This window comes from Lachnotalea glycerini (assembly GCF_003201285.1).
Classification (GTDB): domain Bacteria; phylum Bacillota; class Clostridia; order Lachnospirales; family Lachnospiraceae; genus Lachnotalea; species Lachnotalea glycerini.
Genome location: NZ_QICS01000016.1, coordinates 1 through 16,608, shown reverse-complemented (window position 1 = coordinate 16,608; position 16,608 = coordinate 1). Strand labels below are relative to the sequence as shown.

The 16,608-nt window shown below is 34.7% G+C and carries 9 protein-coding genes; 8 read left to right on the top strand and 1 reads right to left on the bottom strand.

What is annotated here, in order from left to right:
* Nucleotides 1-21: 21 nt before the first annotated feature.
* Nucleotides 22-3,942, bottom strand: coding sequence for a DUF5722 domain-containing protein (locus tag C8E03_RS19315; RefSeq protein ID WP_110291876.1), 3,921 nt, complete (start codon nucleotides 3,940-3,942; stop codon nucleotides 22-24).
* 244 nt (nucleotides 3,943-4,186) lie between these two features.
* Here C8E03_RS19315 and C8E03_RS19310 point away from each other — a divergent pair, with 244 nt between their 5' ends.
* From C8E03_RS19310 to C8E03_RS19275, 8 genes are all read left to right on the top strand, one after another.
* On the top strand, nucleotides 4,187-5,698 hold the full coding sequence (locus C8E03_RS19310) for a cell wall hydrolase (RefSeq protein WP_110291875.1): 1,512 nt from the start codon (nucleotides 4,187-4,189) through the stop codon (nucleotides 5,696-5,698).
* A gap of 431 nt (nucleotides 5,699-6,129) precedes the next feature.
* Nucleotides 6,130-9,669 carry a pyruvate:ferredoxin (flavodoxin) oxidoreductase gene (nifJ, locus tag C8E03_RS19305; RefSeq protein ID WP_094376196.1) on the top strand — a complete coding sequence of 1,180 codons (3,540 nt, stop codon included), beginning with the start codon at nucleotides 6,130-6,132 and terminating at the stop codon, nucleotides 9,667-9,669.
* A gap of 326 nt (nucleotides 9,670-9,995) precedes the next feature.
* Entirely contained in the window at nucleotides 9,996-10,691 is a 696-nt protein-coding gene (locus tag C8E03_RS19300) for a hypothetical protein (protein WP_094376197.1), read from the top strand.
* A 209-nt stretch (nucleotides 10,692-10,900) separates the two neighbouring features.
* Nucleotides 10,901-12,337, top strand: a complete 1,437-nt coding sequence (locus tag C8E03_RS19295) for an acyl-CoA carboxylase subunit beta (RefSeq protein WP_094376198.1) — start codon at nucleotides 10,901-10,903, stop codon at nucleotides 12,335-12,337.
* 17 nt (nucleotides 12,338-12,354) lie between these two features.
* On the top strand, nucleotides 12,355-13,086 hold the full coding sequence (locus C8E03_RS19290; RefSeq protein WP_170123072.1) for an OadG family transporter subunit: 732 nt from the start codon (nucleotides 12,355-12,357) through the stop codon (nucleotides 13,084-13,086).
* A 36-nt stretch (nucleotides 13,087-13,122) separates the two neighbouring features.
* Nucleotides 13,123-13,491: a biotin/lipoyl-containing protein gene (locus C8E03_RS19285; RefSeq protein ID WP_094376200.1), complete on the top strand. Its 369-nt coding sequence runs from the start codon at nucleotides 13,123-13,125 to the stop codon at nucleotides 13,489-13,491.
* A gap of 113 nt (nucleotides 13,492-13,604) precedes the next feature.
* Nucleotides 13,605-14,759 (top strand): sodium ion-translocating decarboxylase subunit beta, encoded by a 1,155-nt coding sequence (locus C8E03_RS19280; RefSeq protein WP_094376201.1) that lies wholly within the window; start codon nucleotides 13,605-13,607, stop codon nucleotides 14,757-14,759.
* Nucleotides 14,760-14,798: 39 nt separating this feature from the next.
* Nucleotides 14,799-16,211, top strand: coding sequence for an oxaloacetate decarboxylase subunit alpha (locus C8E03_RS19275; protein WP_094376202.1), 1,413 nt, complete (start codon nucleotides 14,799-14,801; stop codon nucleotides 16,209-16,211).
* The last annotated feature ends 397 nt before the right edge of the window (nucleotides 16,212-16,608 follow it).

Sequence of the window (16,608 nt, the reverse complement as noted above, 5' to 3'; positions counted from 1 at the left end):
CGTTAGTGCTAACGAGAAATTTTATTCATTAGCATTTGGCATTGATTTAAATTTATTTGCTTTATATTTTGGAACTATTTTTTTCCAACTTGACGCTCCAATAATTTTTAAAGCAAATTTTGTTACCTTAGTAGAACTTGGAGTGTCCATATATTTATATATTCTCCAGGAATATTTTTTTTGGTATGCTTTTTCAACTCGTCCTGGCGTATTACTCCATAAACCTAAATTAAGTCCATCATTTGTTTCTGCAACATTATCGACATGCCGGGAAAGAATAAACGCATCTATCATGGGATTGAATTCAGCTAAATAATAAGCATAAGCCATTGCCGCGGCCTGAGTCTTTTCACCATATGGCTTGGCAGAAGTAAAACCTTGCTCAGACAAGATAATTCGTGTACTCTTACCGTAATGTTTTTTAATATAATTGGTTAATACATTAATGTTACTAATTGATATTACAGGTGTGTCCTCATTGTTTTCTGACAATCCATTTTCATTTTTCCAAAAACGAGGATTTGTCAAAGGTGAAGGATAAGCATGATAAGCAAGATGCCATCCAATATCTCCCGATCCACTTAATATAGAATCAAATTGATTCAAAAATTCTTTTCCTCCAAACGTATCTGAATTACTGATGGTCCAGCATTGATCCAGAGATACATATACTCGTGCATTACTATATTTACTTTTGATAGCAGTATAGGCCAAGCGATAGGAATCAGCGTAAAGCTGGGCATATTTAGACAATGATTTTGTGCCTGCATAGTTCCATGTATCAAAGCTATTGACTTCGTTTCCAATAATCCAATTTACCACTTGACCATTTCCAGAGTCACTGGCATAACGCTGCGCAAGGAAAGCAAAGGTTGCCTCTAGTTGTTTTCTGGCATCATAATTTGAAGTATTAAAATTGTAGTAATTATGGCCTTCTTCTCTGCCGGATGGGGAAATCAGGTAGGTTAAATCATTTCTCCACCCTAATAAGATAATAGCAGTGACGACAATATCCTGATCCTTTAATTGCCTGAATAATGAATCATAAGCAGCAATCATACCTTTTCTAAACCAATAGGTTTCACCGTTATAATCATATTCGATTCCATTTCGATGGTTATCTTCCCCAGGTGCGGCAATAATCATATCAAGAGGAATGTTAAAGGCTGAGTTTTTAACGCCTAGGTCTTTTACATCATTCAACATTCCAGCATTTATTTGTAGTCCCTTCTTAGTCGATGCAGTTGGAAATGAATAGGTATATTCAGCAATTTTTTGAGGATTTGTTATGTATTTAGCTTTACTGATTATTTTATATCCGGATTTCACCTTAATTGCTACAACAAATTTAGAGTAAAGCTGGCTTTCAGAGGTATCAGCATTCAATGGAGTATTAAATTTAAATGAGGTTGCTTTCACTGTTGAATCTAAAGGAACAGCGTTTTTTGGTATACTCTTTTTATAAGATGGGAGAGCAAATAAATAATAATAATTATCGCTGCTCTTAATAATAGCACTGGCTTTGGCTGAAACATTTATATTGTCATTTGAGGTGATTTTACAACTTCTGATTGTTGAGGATGTACCAGTTGCCTTTGCCTCTGAAAGTCCCTTGCTAATTTTAAGTTTTTTAATTTTACTATAATCACTGTATACTTTTTCACCGGTTGAATCTGACGAATAGGTTCTTACCGTTACATAATAGGTTTTTCCTTGCACCAGATTGCCAATGGTGTAGGAAGTTTTATTTGTTGTAATAATAATAGCATTTTTCTTAGCACTTTTATTTGTACTGTAAGAAATTTCATAGCCTTCAATATTTTTAGCAGCTTTTAGATTTACTTTCAGTTTAGATTTTTTAGAATTTTTTAAACTCTTAATGGTTGGCTTGGGCGGTGTAACTTGCTGCCAGTGTGCATTTAAGGTAATATCACCAGATATTGCAGTATTAAAATCATAGGGGATTTCTCCATTATACCAGCCGTTGAATAAATATCCGGACTTAACAGGATTATCCGGTGAAACAACATGACTGCCTGCTTGTACGGATTGTGATAAAATTTCATTACCCCCATCGCTATTAAAGACAACCTGATAGGATACAAGACTTGGTGTGCTGTTAGTTGCAGGAATCTGTGTTTGAGCCTCAACCTGTGGTAGAGCTTCTGCTTGTGTCTGCGGTTCAATCTGTGTCTGAGCAGCTTGTGTTATCTGAGGAAGTACCTTTATAGTAAAAGTAATACTGCTATCGGAAAGCTGAGGGGCATTGACCATATAGTCAAAGGTAATCAGTTTTTCATCAGTAACGCTATCTAATAATAGAGAACTTTCATTACTTAAATTTCCCTCAGACCAGTTAGTTGTTCTGGTTAAATCAAGGAGTTCAAGCCCGGATAAAGAAACAATATTATTTTCGGATGTCAATTCATAGACATTATCTTTACATTCAACCAGCTCTAATAAGGGACAGGTACTTAAGTCTAGGCAGTACAACTGGTTATTGTTTAAATAAAGTTCGACAAGCCCTGTCAGATTTGTGGTATCAAGATTGGTTAATTGATTACTGCTACAATCGAGCTTTTTAAGCTGATTAAGTGGGTTTATGGTTAAACTGGTTAGTTGATTGTTGCTGCAATAAAGCTCTTCAATATTTGTCAGCTCATTAATTTGCAAATCAGTGAGCTGATTGTTATCTAAATAAATACTTCGTAAACTTATAAAAGTATTAACATTAGCAACCGTAATGTCATTATGATCCAAGTTAAGGAATACCAGGTTTGGAAAATATTCAATGCCAGAAAGCGAAGCAATTTTTTTTTCAGGGGCGTAAAGATAAGTAATGCTATTTCTTTCTTCGGATGTTAAAATAGAGTCTTCATTTGTATCAAAATTCTCAATTATGTATTCTCTAAACGCCTCATCAGGAAAAGTAGTTTCATTCATTTCAATATCAGACAGATTCTGATCTGCAATTACCATAGTAAAATGAAGATAAGTATCTTCAATAAGTGGAGCACTGACCAAATAATCATAAGTGATAATTGAATTTTTATAATCATCTTCTAAGGTTAAAACGCCATCTTTAATGACTACGCTCTCAGACCAATTAGAAGAATTTTTTATATCAAAGCCTTTTAAAGTAGATAAATCATAAGAATTGTTATCGTCTAATGAAATTGTAAACGCATTATTTTGGCACTCTAATGAAACGAGAGCAGCACATTTACTTAAATCAAGACTAGTTAAATAATTGTATGAGCAGTCTAATACGGTCATACTTGATAAGGTATCAAGCTTAAGTGATTTCAGTTTGTTGCCATTGCAATATAAATAAACAATATTTGTGAAATACTCAATACCGGTCAAGTCTTGAATTCCCATATTAGATACATCAATATTTTCTACTTGAGTCATTTCTTCGCAGGACAATTTTTGATTTTTATCATTATCAAAATGTTTGGTCACAAAAGTGCGAAATACTTCATCTGGAAACGTTTCTTTAGATATTTCGATGTCTTCACTTTTGCTCTTTGTTTTATTATCTGTATCTGCAACGGAAACAGATTCGTCCGCCAAAGCATTTGTATCGGAGCTATCTGTTTGTGAAACTGTTTCGTTTGTTGTGGTATCAGTTCCGGTATCTGTACCACTATCCGTTGAATCTGAAACAATAGTATTATCCGCCCCGGTAGCAGTTGACAATTCATTAGAGTTGACAGTATCACTGTCATCTTCGGTATTTGTTACAGGGGTAGTGTCTGTTGAATTATTTTGAGTTTCATCTGTACTGTTAAAGGAATCTGTATTTGTTTCTTGTGAATTGGCAGTTTCGGCATAAACAGTAGGTATGTCTGACGAAAATGTAGATTCAGACAGAAGACAAAAAAGTAAAAGTAATGGTATTACTTTTTTAATCATTGTTTTATGAAATAGTCCTTTCATAGTTATCCCTCCTTAATTATGTTATAATGGACTGAATGATTTTGTTTTTAAAAATAGCCTGCAAGTATTTATTATAGTAGTCCTGAAAGAAAATTTCCACAATTTCCAAAAAATAATTAAAAATTAATAATAGAGCATCTACTATTTTTGGAAAATTTATCGTACTGTTGCATTATATATATAGATATATTATAGTAATATTGTAGAAAATAGTTATGGACAATGGATTAAAGGAGGAAAAAAAGTGAAAAAGGTACTGACGATAGTAACACTGTTTCTGTGCACGATTCTTCTATCTACATCAATGCCTGTTGTAAATGCAGAGGATACTGCAACAAATGGGCAGACACAGAATAGTACAGCAAATGATCAAACACAAGATAGTACCGTTTGGCAGACAAAAAAGGGGAAGACGTATTGTTATATTGATGGCGTCAAACAAACAGGATGGAAAAAGATTGATGGAAATAAGTATTATTTTGACAGCAAAGGAGTCATGAAGACAGGTTGGCAAACCATCAATGATAAGAAATACTATTTCAATGAATCAGGTGTGATGCAGACTGGTTTTCAAACGATAAAAAAGAAAACTTATTACTTTAATAAAAAGGGAGTCATGCAGACAGGTCTGACCAAAGTAGGTTCAAGCAAGTACTACTTTGACAATAAGGGCCGGATGAAAACAGGATGGAAGACCGTTAATAGTAAAAAGTATTATTTTGACAGTGCAGGAACTATGACAACCGGTTTTCAAGAAATCAAAGGAAAGACCTATTACTTTAATAAACAAGGTGTGATGCAGACAGGTCTGACGAAAGTAGGGTCAAAGAAATATTTCTTTGACAGTAAAGGCCGAATGAAAACTGGGATCAAGACGATCAATAAGAAAAAGTATTATTTTGATAGCACAGGAGCAATGCAGACCGGTTTTCAAGAAATCAATGGAAAAACTTATTATTTTAACAAAAGTGGAGTGATGCAGACAGGCCTGACAAAAGTAGGCTCAAAGAAATACTTCTTTGATACCAAAGGTCGAATGAAAACAGGCTGGAAGACCATTAGTAAAAACAAATACTATTTTGATTCGGATGGAACGATGCATACGGGATGGCTCACACTGAATGATTTAAAATACTATTTTAAATCAACCGGAAAAATGGTAAAAAACACTTCGGTAAAAATAGGTGGAGTTTATTATACATTTAACAGTAAGGGTGTCTGTGAAAGCGAATCCTACTTAATGGTGAATGGAGTTAAAGTACATGCACAATATAAAACCGATCCACAGGTAAGCACAGAACAACTTTTGGCAACCATTATTTATTGTGAAGCGGGTAATCAGAAGCAATATCCGGTAACCGGTAAAATAAATAGCAGCAGTGTTACGGTTTATAAAGGCCAGCTTGCTGTCGGATATGTGATTGCGAATCGGTTAAAGAGTAATATGAGTTATAAAGAAGTAATCTATCAGTTTAATCAATTCGAACCGGCAAGAACAGGTGTGTTGACAAAATATTTAAATAATTATGGCTTAGTTTCGACAGAATGCAAAAACGCGGCAAAGATTATTTTGAATGATTTTAATAATAATGAAAACAGTGTAGCTGACTTTAAACGTTCTACATTTACCTGGAAAAATTTCTGGGCTTTGTCTTATGCGAATAAGACTAATTTCTTTCGGGTATACAGCGAGTCCGAATATGAAGTGATACAAGGACATGTATTTTTTAATTATACAAAAACAATATCAAAATAAAACTTAATATTTAGGTTATAATATACATATGCAATGGAAAGTTCTTGGATGAGCTTTCCTTTGCTTTTTTTAATATTTGAAATGTTAAAATTTCCTATGGGACAAACAAAACTGCAGACAAGATAATCTGCTCAAATGCATGAAAAAGATGTGAGCAAAAATCGTTTTCAATATTTATAGAAAACGATTAAGAAAAAAGTAACCAAATGAGTAATCAGGGGAGTTGAGTGTCGAAGAAATCTTGCTTAAAAAATAGATAAAAATAATTAGCTGATTAAAAATGAGCAGGTAAATTGCTGTTTTAATATATTATGTTAAGCAATATGCAAATCTGTTGTGTGAAAGTAAGTACAATAGCAAAATCCCTTTACAATAATATGGTTTGGGTATAGAATTGTAGATGGAAATTAAATACACAAGGAGGATTATTGATGAACAGAAAAATGAAAACAATGGACGGAAATACCGCCGCAGCTCACGTTGCATATGCATATTCGGAAGTTGCAGCAATCTATCCAATTACACCTTCATCAAATATGGCGGAATTAGCAGACCGTTGGGCAAATGATGGGTTGAAAAATATTTTTGGAGAAAAGGTATTGGTACAGGAAATGCAGTCCGAAGCTGGAGCAGCAGGTGCAATCCACGGATCGTTAGCAGCAGGAGCATTGACTACTACATTTACAGCTTCTCAGGGATTATTGCTAATGATTCCTAACATGTATAAAATTGCGGGAGAATTGCTTCCATGCGTTATCAATGTTTCTGCGAGAGCATTAGCGACTCATGCATTATCTATTTTCGGAGATCATTCCGATGTATATGCATGTAGACAGACTGGTTTTGCTATGCTTGCATGTTCAAGCGTACAAGAAACAATGGACTTATCTCCAATTTCTTATTGTTCAGCATTAAAAGGAAAAGTTCCGTTTGTAAATTTCTTTGATGGTTTTAGAACATCACATGAGTTGCAAAAAATTCAAGTTTGGGACTATAAAGATTTAGCTGAAATGGTAGATCAGGATTCGATTGATGAATTCAGAGCAAATGCACTTAATCCAAATCATCCATGTCACAGAGGTTCAGCACAAAACCCTGATATTTTCTTTCAGGCAAAAGAAGCTTCAAATGAATACTACAATAAATTACCAGCAGTTGTTGAAGAATATATGGGCAAAGTTAATGCCAAGCTTGGAACAGATTATAGCTTATTTAACTATTACGGAGCAAAAAATGCAGAACACGTAATCGTTGCTATGGGTTCTGTTTGTGAAACGATTGAAGAGACAATTGATGCATTAATTGCAGCAGGAGAAAAAGTTGGTGTGATTAAAGTAAGACTTTACAGACCATTTAGCATAGAACATTTTCTTAAAGCTATTCCAGATTCTGTAAAGCAGATTAGCGTATTAGACAGAACAAAGGAGCCAGGATCAATAGGTGAACCGTTATACTTAGATGTATTTGCAGCATTGAAGAATACAAAATTCAAAGATATTCCTGTATTTAAGGGCAGATATGGTTTGGGCTCAAAAGATACTACACCCGCTCAGGTTAAAGCTGTATTTGATAATTCTTCAAAAGAAAGCTTTACCATAGGTATTCATGATGATGTTACTAATTTATCACTAGAGGTAGATAATAGCTTTGATTCATCTAGCGATAAGATTAAAAGCTGTAAATTCTGGGGATTAGGTTCAGACGGTACCGTTGGTGCAAACAAGAACTCAATCAAAATAATTGGAGACAATACAGATCAGTATGCACAGGCTTATTTTGATTACGATTCTAAGAAATCAGGCGGTGTTACTGTATCTCACTTAAGATTTGGTACAGAGCCAATTCGTTCCACCTATTTGGTAAATAAAGCGAACTTTGTGGCATGTCATAATCCTTCTTATGTTCATAAATTTAATATGGTTGAAGATTTAAAGGATGGCGGAACTTTCTTATTAAATTGCGGTTGGACTTTAGAAGAACTAGAAAAAGAGCTGCCTGCTCACACGAAGAGATATTTAGCTACACATAACATTAATTTCTATACCATTGATGGTATAAAATTAGGTAAAGAAATCGGACTTGGTGGTCGTATTAATACAATACTTCAATCTGCATTCTTTAAATTATCTCAGATCATACCAGTTGAAGATGCAATTGGATACATGAAAGCAGCAGCTAAATATTCATATGGCAAAAAAGGTGATGCGATTGTTAATATGAATTATCAGGCAATAGAACGAGGAGCAGAGGAAGCTGTTAAAATAGAAATTCCAGCATCATGGGCTAATGCAAAGGATTCTGCTTCAGAAGATATCAGTGTAGAAGGAAGAAAAGAAGTAGTAGATTTTGTTAAAAATATTCAAAGTCAAGTGAATAAAGTAAATGGAAACGCACTTCCTGTTTCAGCATTTAAGGAATATGCAGATGGTACTACACCTTCAGGAACTTCAGCATATGAAAAACGTGGTATTGCAATTGATGTGCCAGAATGGATTCCAGAGAATTGTATACAATGTAATTTCTGCTCTTATGTTTGTCCTCATGCAGTTATCAGACCAGTGGCTATGACAGATGAAGAAGCTGCCAATGCACCAACTGGAGCGAAGACATTACCATTGACAGGACTTGATAAGTTCAAGTTTGCAGTAACCGTTTCTGCATTAGATTGTACAGGCTGTGGTTCATGTGCAAATGTTTGCCCAGGTAAAAAGGGTGCAAAAGCTCTTGTTATGAAACCATTGGATACGCAGATTCATGAGCAGGAAATGGCTAACTATGCATTAAAGGTTGGAGAAAAGCAAGAAGTAATTGATAAATACAAAGCTACTACAGTAAAAGGAAGTCAATTTAAGCAACCATTACTTGAGTTCTCAGGAGCTTGTGCAGGATGTGGAGAAACACCATATGCTAAATTAGTAACTCAGTTATTTGGGGATAGAATGTATATTGCTAATGCAACAGGTTGTTCTTCAATCTGGGGTAATTCATCACCTTCCACACCTTATACAGTTAATAAAGCAGGATGCGGACCAGCTTGGTCAAATTCATTATTTGAAGATAATGCAGAGTTTGGTTATGGAATGAAATTAGCTCAGCTTGCATTAAGAAATAGCTTAAAGAATAAGATAGAAGCATTAGCAGCAGACACTAAAGACGCAACATTAAAGGATTCGGCTAAGAAGTATGCAGATACTTTTGAGTCAGGTGCAGAAAATGCAGTTGCTACAGCTGAGTTAATCAATGCATTAGGAAAAGAAGGAAGTAAAGCTGCTAAGGAAATATTGGCAAAAAAAGACTTTATTTCTAAAAAGTCACAATGGATATTTGGTGGAGACGGCTGGGCTTACGACATAGGATTTGGCGGTTTAGACCATGTTATAGCTAGTGGACAGGATGTAAATATTTTAGTATTTGATACAGAAGTTTACTCTAATACCGGAGGACAATCATCTAAGTCCACTCCACTTGGAGCAGTTGCACAGTTTGCAGCAGGCGGTAAAGCTGTTAAAAAGAAAGACCTTGCACAAATTGCGATGAGCTATGGCTATGTATATGTGGCACAAATTGCACAAGGCGCAGATATGAATCAATGTATCAAGGCTATGAATGAAGCAGAAAGCTACAATGGACCTTCAATCATTATTGCTTATGCACCATGTATTAATCATGGAATTAAGGGTGGAATGACTGGAGCACAAACTGAAGAAAAGAAAGCAGTAACTTCAGGATATTGGAATTTATTCCGATTCGATCCAAGACTAAAAGCAGAAGGAAAGAATCCATTCACATTAGATAGCAAAGCACCTACAACAAGCTATCAGGAATTCTTAACAAATGAAGTTCGTTATAGTTCATTAATGAAGCAAAATGCAGAAAGAGCACAAGAGCTATTTGGTCAATCAGAAAAATTAGCAGCTGAAAAATTTGAACATTTAAATAAGTTAACGAAGTTATACGATACTGCTGAATAGTAGGTAACTTTTAAGCAAACAAGCCCCCATTTATGAGGGCTTGTTTGCTATTATGGCAAAATAGTAGAATAATCATCTCATCTTGTTTTAAAATAAGGTAACAGTATGAATTTCATTAATAAAACCTTTCAAATTGTTTAAAACTTAAAGTATATTATAGTAAATTCAAAAGTAATGTGTTATAGTTATCAAGGATTACTAGTATAAATAAATGGGGATGTGATTATCAAAGGAACCATAAGAATGATGTATAATATATGAAGTTTAATAGCAATATAATTAAAAAAGTTAATGCTATATGTTTATAAGCGAACTGAGGGATGATAATGAAGAAAGTAATAGTATTTTCATTAGTACTAGGTGCAATATGCCTTTTGGCGGGTTGTCAAAAAGAGAACGAGTGGAAGGAATCATCAGAAACTGCAACTAAAACAGATTTAGCTAATATTGAAGAGGTATTAATTACAAAAGATAATATTTGTATTAAATACCCAAAGCTAATTAACCTAGTAAATTCAAAAATTGAAGATAAATGGAATGGTATTATTCAAGAAAAGATAACTAGCGATTTGGATCTGTTGACTGAAAATGATGTTTATAACTTGGATTATGAAGTGGTTTCAAGCAGCGAGGATGAATTATCAATCAAGATGGTGGGCAGTTGCCATTATGATGGTGCAACACAACCATTTAGTTTTATCTATACATATAATATATCATTAGAGACGGGTGACAGTATAAGACTTTGTGACCGGGCAGATGTTAATCAACTGGCGGAAAAAATATACAATAATCAGGGATTTCAAATTGAAACAACAATAAAAGAAAAGTTTATAGATTATATCTATAGCGCATTTGATAATGAAGAATTATTAGCAGAGATGTTAATGAATTTTGATTATAGTGAAGATAATAATCAACCTTTCGGGTATTCATTTTATCAAGATGGAAGATTACATTTATGCATTGAAGTACCTCATGATTTGGGTGACTTTATTATTATCGAGTTAGAAAATAGTTAGTAATTGGAAACAGGCTGAAGAAAATATTTTTCAACCTGTTTTTTCTATGTAATTAGACAAAAAATGTATAATTTCTAGTATTAATATGTATAATTAGTAGTTAAAATATTGTCAAACCCCCTTGTAATTTATAAAAAAAAGAGATACAATTATAATTGGCAGAAAATTGGTTTTACTTTTATAAAATAGAAAAAATGGAGGGCTGAAGAATGAGTAATACAGCACAAAACTCAGCAATAGTAAGAATTAATTCCTTACTAGATGAGAACAGTTTTGTTGAAATTGGTGGACTTGTAACTGCTAGATCAACTGATTTCAACTTACAGCAAAACGAGACCCCTGCAGATGGAGTAGTAACCGGATATGGAGTTATTGATGGCAACCTTGTATACATATATAGTCAGGATGCATCAGTTCTTAACGGTTCAATAGGTGAAATGCATGCTAAAAAAATTGCGAATATCTATGATATGGCGATGAAAATGGGAGCACCTGTAATTGGTTTAATTGATTGTGCAGGTTTAAGACTTCAAGAAGCAACAGATGCATTAAATGGTTTTGGGGAAATTTATTTAAAACAATCCTTAGCATCCGGAGTAGTTCCACAGATTACAGCAATTTTTGGAAATTGTGGTGGCGGACTGGCAGTAGTTCCGACTCTTTCAGACTTTACATTTATGGAAGAAAAAAATGCTAAGTTGTTTATGAATACTCCGAATGCATTGGCAGGAAATACAGAAGAAAAATGCAATAGTGCATCAGCAAAATTTCAAAGTGAAGAAAGTGGTATTGTTGATTTTACAGGAGCTGAATCAGATATTTTTGCGCAAATCAGACAATTAGTTACCATGTTGCCTGCAAACAATGAAGATGATATGTCATATGAAGAATGTAATGACGATTTAAATCGTATTTGTGCAGATATTGAAAACTGTACAGGTGATACATCAATCTTGATTTCGAATATTGCAGATGAAAATATTTTTGTTGAGGTGAAATCCGACTATGCGAAATCTATGGTTACTGGATTTATTAAATTAAATGGAGTAACGGTTGGCTGTGTTGCGAACCGCACGCAGGTATTTGCATTGGATGGAAACTTGGACAAAGAATATGATTCAGTGCTAAGTCCACAAGGCTGCGAAAAAGCTGCTGAATTCATTAATTTTTGTAATGCCTTTAATATACCAGTTCTATCATTTACCAACGCTACAGGATTTGAAGCAACGTTAGATTCAGAGAAAAAGATTGCAAAGGCTGTTGCAAAATTAACTTATGCATTTGCAAATGCAAATGTTCCGAAAGTAAACGTGGTTATAGGAAAGGCCTATGGAAGCGCTTATATTACGATGAATAGCAAATCAATCGGAGCTGATATTGTATATGCTTGGCCTAAAGCTGAAATTGGGATGATGGATGCTAAACTAGCAGCTAAGATTATGTATCCTGCTGCTGCCGCTGGCGTGATTGATGAAAAAGCAGCTCAATATAGTGAACTACAATCAAGTGTTGTATCAGCAGCTAAGAGAGGCTATGTAGATAGTATCATTGAAGCACAGGATACAAGAAAGTATGTAATTGGTGCATTTGAAATGTTGTTTACAAAGAAAGAGGATCGTCCCGGGAAAAAACACGGTACGGTTTAAATGAGGTGATGCTTAATATGAAAAAATTATTAATGATATTATGTATGATTACCAGTATTCTTTCCATGACAGCAGTGGCAAATGCGAGCAGTGAAACCCAATCTTATAATGGTTATACAGAGGATGACTTTAAATCTAATTCAGAGAGCCTGTATACCAGTATATCCGGTTTTACTGATGATGAGCTTAAGCAATACATGGAGAGCGATGATGCAATTATATCCGAAGCCGTTAAATCATGGTCTGAAATTAAAGATGATTTAGGTGATTATGTAGAAATTGGTGACTTTTCCATTAATGAGAGCAAAGGTACCATTACTACAGTATTAAAGGTAAACTATTCAAAAAGAGATTTAATTTTGACTGTTGTATATGATGAAAATTTATCAGTTACAAGTATTACAACTGACAAAGAATATACAATAGGTGAGACAATGAAAAAAGCTGGTTTGAATACTATCATGGGAATGGGTACAGTTTTTGTTATCTTAATTTTAATTTCAACTTTAATTTCGTTATTTTCCTACATTAATAGATGGGAAGAAAAAATGAAAAATAAGAAGAAGGTTAATCAGCTAGAAACAACGACTGTGTCCAGAAATCCAGTAATAGAAGAAAAGGTTGAGGAACTTGTGGATGATTTAGAGGTGGTGGCAGCTATATCAGCAGCTCTTGCAACATCTATGAATACTTCAATCGATGGTTTTGTAGTAAGATCAATAAAAAGAAGAACGACTAAAACGAGATAATGGCAGAAGGCCTTATGAATAGGAGGATATAAAACGATGAAGAATTATACAATTACCGTAAATGGAAACGTATATGATGTAACAGTAGAAGAAGGACAAGCAGGTAGTACTGCTGTAGCAGCGCCTAAAAAGACAATGCCAGTAGCAACTCCTAAAGCAGTAGCAGCTCCAAAAACAGCAGGCAGTGCAGGTTCTATTAAGATAGAAGCAGGTGCAGCAGGAAAAGTATTTAAAATCGAAGCAAATGTTGGACAGGCTGTTAAAAAAGGTGACGCTGTTGTTATCATTGAAGCAATGAAGATGGAAATTCCAGTTGTTGCTCCAGAGGATGGAACAGTTGCTAGTATTGATGTAGCTGTAGGTGATGCAATAGAGGCAGGGGCAACTTTGGCAACATTAAACTAGGATTCACGAGGATAGAGACAGCAAAGTATGGTGTGTCTATTTCAATATATGAAGATATGTGAATTCCCAAAGCAATTAAATATATTGCATAAAATCTAATGGGAGGTAAAAAAATGGATTACGTATTAGACACCATGGGAAATCTGCTTCACCAGACAGCGTTCTTCAATTTGACTTGGGGAAACTATTTGATGGTCGTAGTAGCATTGATTTTCTTGTATTTAGCGGTAAAAAAAGAGTATGAACCATTGTTGTTGGTTCCTATCTCATTTGGTATGCTATTAGTTAATTTATATCCTGATATTATGTTATCAATTGAGGATTCATCAAATGGAGTAGGCGGATTATTGCATTATTTCTATTTGATGGATGAGTGGTCAATTCTTCCTTCACTTATTTTCTTAGGAGTCGGAGCGATGACAGACTTTGGTCCACTAATTGCAAATCCAAGAAGCTTTTTACTTGGAGCAGCGGCACAGCTTGGTATCTTTGTGGCTTATTTATTAGCTATTTTATTAGGCTTTAATGATAAGGCAGCGGCAGCGGTATCTATAATAGGAGGAGCAGATGGTCCTACTTCAATTTTCCTTGCAGGAAAATTGGGTCAGACTGCTTTGATGGGACCTATAGCGGTTGCGGCATATTCTTATATGTCTCTTGTGCCTATTATACAGCCACCGATTATGAAACTATTTACAACGAAAGAAGAAAGAGAAATCAAGATGGGACAGCTTAGACCAGTTTCTAAATTAGAAAAAATTCTGTTCCCAGTTATTGTTACTATTGTAGTAGTATTGATTTTACCAACCACAGCACCTCTTGTAGGTATGCTTATGTTAGGTAATTTATTTAAAGAATCAGGTGTTGTTAGACAGCTTACGGATACAGCAGCGAATGCACTTATGTACATCGTAGTTATATTGCTTGGTACTTCAGTTGGTGCGACTACAAGCGCAGAAGCTTTCTTGAATACAAATACATTAAAAATTGTTGTTTTAGGCTTAATTGCTTTTGCATTTGGTACCGCTGGCGGAGTATGGTTTGGTAAAATTATGTGTAAAGTAACAGGTGGAAAAGTAAATCCGTTGATTGGTTCGGCAGGTGTATCAGCTGTTCCGATGGCAGCCAGAGTTTCACAAAAGGTTGGTGCAGAGGCGGATCCTACAAACTTTTTACTAATGCATGCTATGGGACCTAACGTAGCAGGTGTTATTGGAACCGCAGTAGCAGCCGGAACATTCATGGCTATTTTTGGCGTAGGATTATAATCCTATATAACAGATAATAATTCGCAGGAGGTTAACATAATGGCAGAAATTGAAAAGAAACCAGTAAAGATTATGGAAACAGTTTTACGTGATGCTCATCAGTCATTAATTGCAACAAGAATGACAACAGATCAAATGCTTCCAATAATTAAGAAAATGGATAAGGTTGGATATCATTCTGTAGAATGTTGGGGAGGTGCTACCTTTGATGCATCACTCAGATTCTTGAAAGAAGATCCATGGGAAAGATTAAGAAAATTAAGAGACGGATTTAAAAATACAAAATTACAGATGTTATTTAGAGGACAGAATATTTTAGGCTATCGTCCATATGCAGATGACGTTGTAGAATATTTCGTTCAGAAATCAATTGCAAACGGTATTGATATTATTCGTATTTTTGACTGTATGAATGATATTCGTAATTTACAAACAGCAGTTAAGGCAACTAGTAAGGAAAAAGGTCATTCGCAAGTTGCTCTTTCCTATACATTAGGTGATGCCTATACGTTAGATTACTGGACAAGTATGGCGAAAAAAGTAGAGGATATGGGAGCAAGCTCACTTTGTATCAAAGATATGGCTGGACTTTTAGTTCCTTATAAGGCAACAGAGCTTGTTGGCGCTTTAAAGGATTCTGTAAGTATTCCTATTCAGCTGCATACACATTATACCAGTGGTGTAGCTTCCATGACCTACTTAAAGGCTGTTGAAGCAGGTTGTGATATTATTGATACTGCCATGTCGCCGTTTTCAATGGGTACCAGTCAGCCAGCCACTGAGGTTATGGTAGAGACATTCAAGGGAACTCCATATGATACAGGATTGGATCAAAAATTATTGGCTGAAATCGCCGAATATTTTAGACCAATGAGAGAAGAAGCATTAGCAAGCGGCCTTATGAATACAAAAGTATTAGGTGTTGATATTAAGACATTATTATATCAGGTACCAGGTGGTATGCTTTCTAATATGGTATCACAGCTGAAAGAGCAAAATGCGGAAGACAAATATTATGATGTATTAGAAGAAATCCCAAGAGTTCGTAAAGATTTAGGAGAACCTCCTTTGGTTACACCATCTTCACAAATTGTTGGTACTCAGGCTGTATTTAATGTACTCATGGGAGAACGTTATAAAATGGCTACAAAGGAGACAAAAGCAGTACTTAGTGGTGAATATGGTGCTACTGCTAAACCATTTAATCCTGAGATTCAAAAAAAGGTTATTGGAGACAAGAAGCCAATAACTTGCCGTCCGGCTGATTTGCTTGAAAATGAACTGTCTGCAATAGAAGCAGAAATGGTGCAATGGAAAGAGCAGGATGAGGACGTATTAACTTACGCGTTATTCCCTCAAGTTGCAACAGAATTTTTTAAATACAGACAAGCTCAGAAAACAAAAGTAGACCCTGCTGTTGCAGATACTACAAATGGTTCTTATCCAGTATAATAATTGAATTGATTGTATTTTTACACACATTCTGGAATAGAGTGCATTATATAAAATATATTAAGGAAAGCAGAAGTTTTCATATTTTGCTCAGACTGTAGGCAAAATGGTTCTACGCACAAAGTGCTGGAACCATTTTGTTGTATATTTTTATTTTTGCTTTTCCACATTGTGGAGAAAAGATATGAATATATTTTAACCTTACGAATAAAGAAATAAAAAAAGATAATAATAAAGGAATAAAATCATGTGTTAGATGACATAAAGTTCTTGAAAAGAACTAAAAAAAAGGTTATAATCTTATGTTTGACAGTTGTAACGTTAAAAAAGGCTGGAATCCACTGTATTTACTGGATTACGGCCTTTTATAATTCTCATAAAAAGTGAGTAATGTTTT

Bases quoted from the DNA above. Each gene is read 5' to 3' on its own strand.
- C8E03_RS19315 (WP_110291876.1), bottom strand. From the start codon at position 3,942: ATGAAAGGACTATTTCATAAAACAATGATTAAAAAAGTAATACCATTA.
- nifJ (WP_094376196.1), top strand. From the start codon at position 6,130: ATGAACAGAAAAATGAAAACAATGGACGGAAATACCGCCGCAGCTCAC.
- C8E03_RS19300 (WP_094376197.1), top strand. From the start codon at position 9,996: ATGAAGAAAGTAATAGTATTTTCATTAGTACTAGGTGCAATATGCCTT.
- C8E03_RS19295 (WP_094376198.1), top strand. From the start codon at position 10,901: ATGAGTAATACAGCACAAAACTCAGCAATAGTAAGAATTAATTCCTTA.
- C8E03_RS19290 (WP_170123072.1), top strand. From the start codon at position 12,355: ATGAAAAAATTATTAATGATATTATGTATGATTACCAGTATTCTTTCC.
- C8E03_RS19285 (WP_094376200.1), top strand. From the start codon at position 13,123: ATGAAGAATTATACAATTACCGTAAATGGAAACGTATATGATGTAACA.
- C8E03_RS19280 (WP_094376201.1), top strand. From the start codon at position 13,605: ATGGATTACGTATTAGACACCATGGGAAATCTGCTTCACCAGACAGCG.
- C8E03_RS19275 (WP_094376202.1), top strand. From the start codon at position 14,799: ATGGCAGAAATTGAAAAGAAACCAGTAAAGATTATGGAAACAGTTTTA.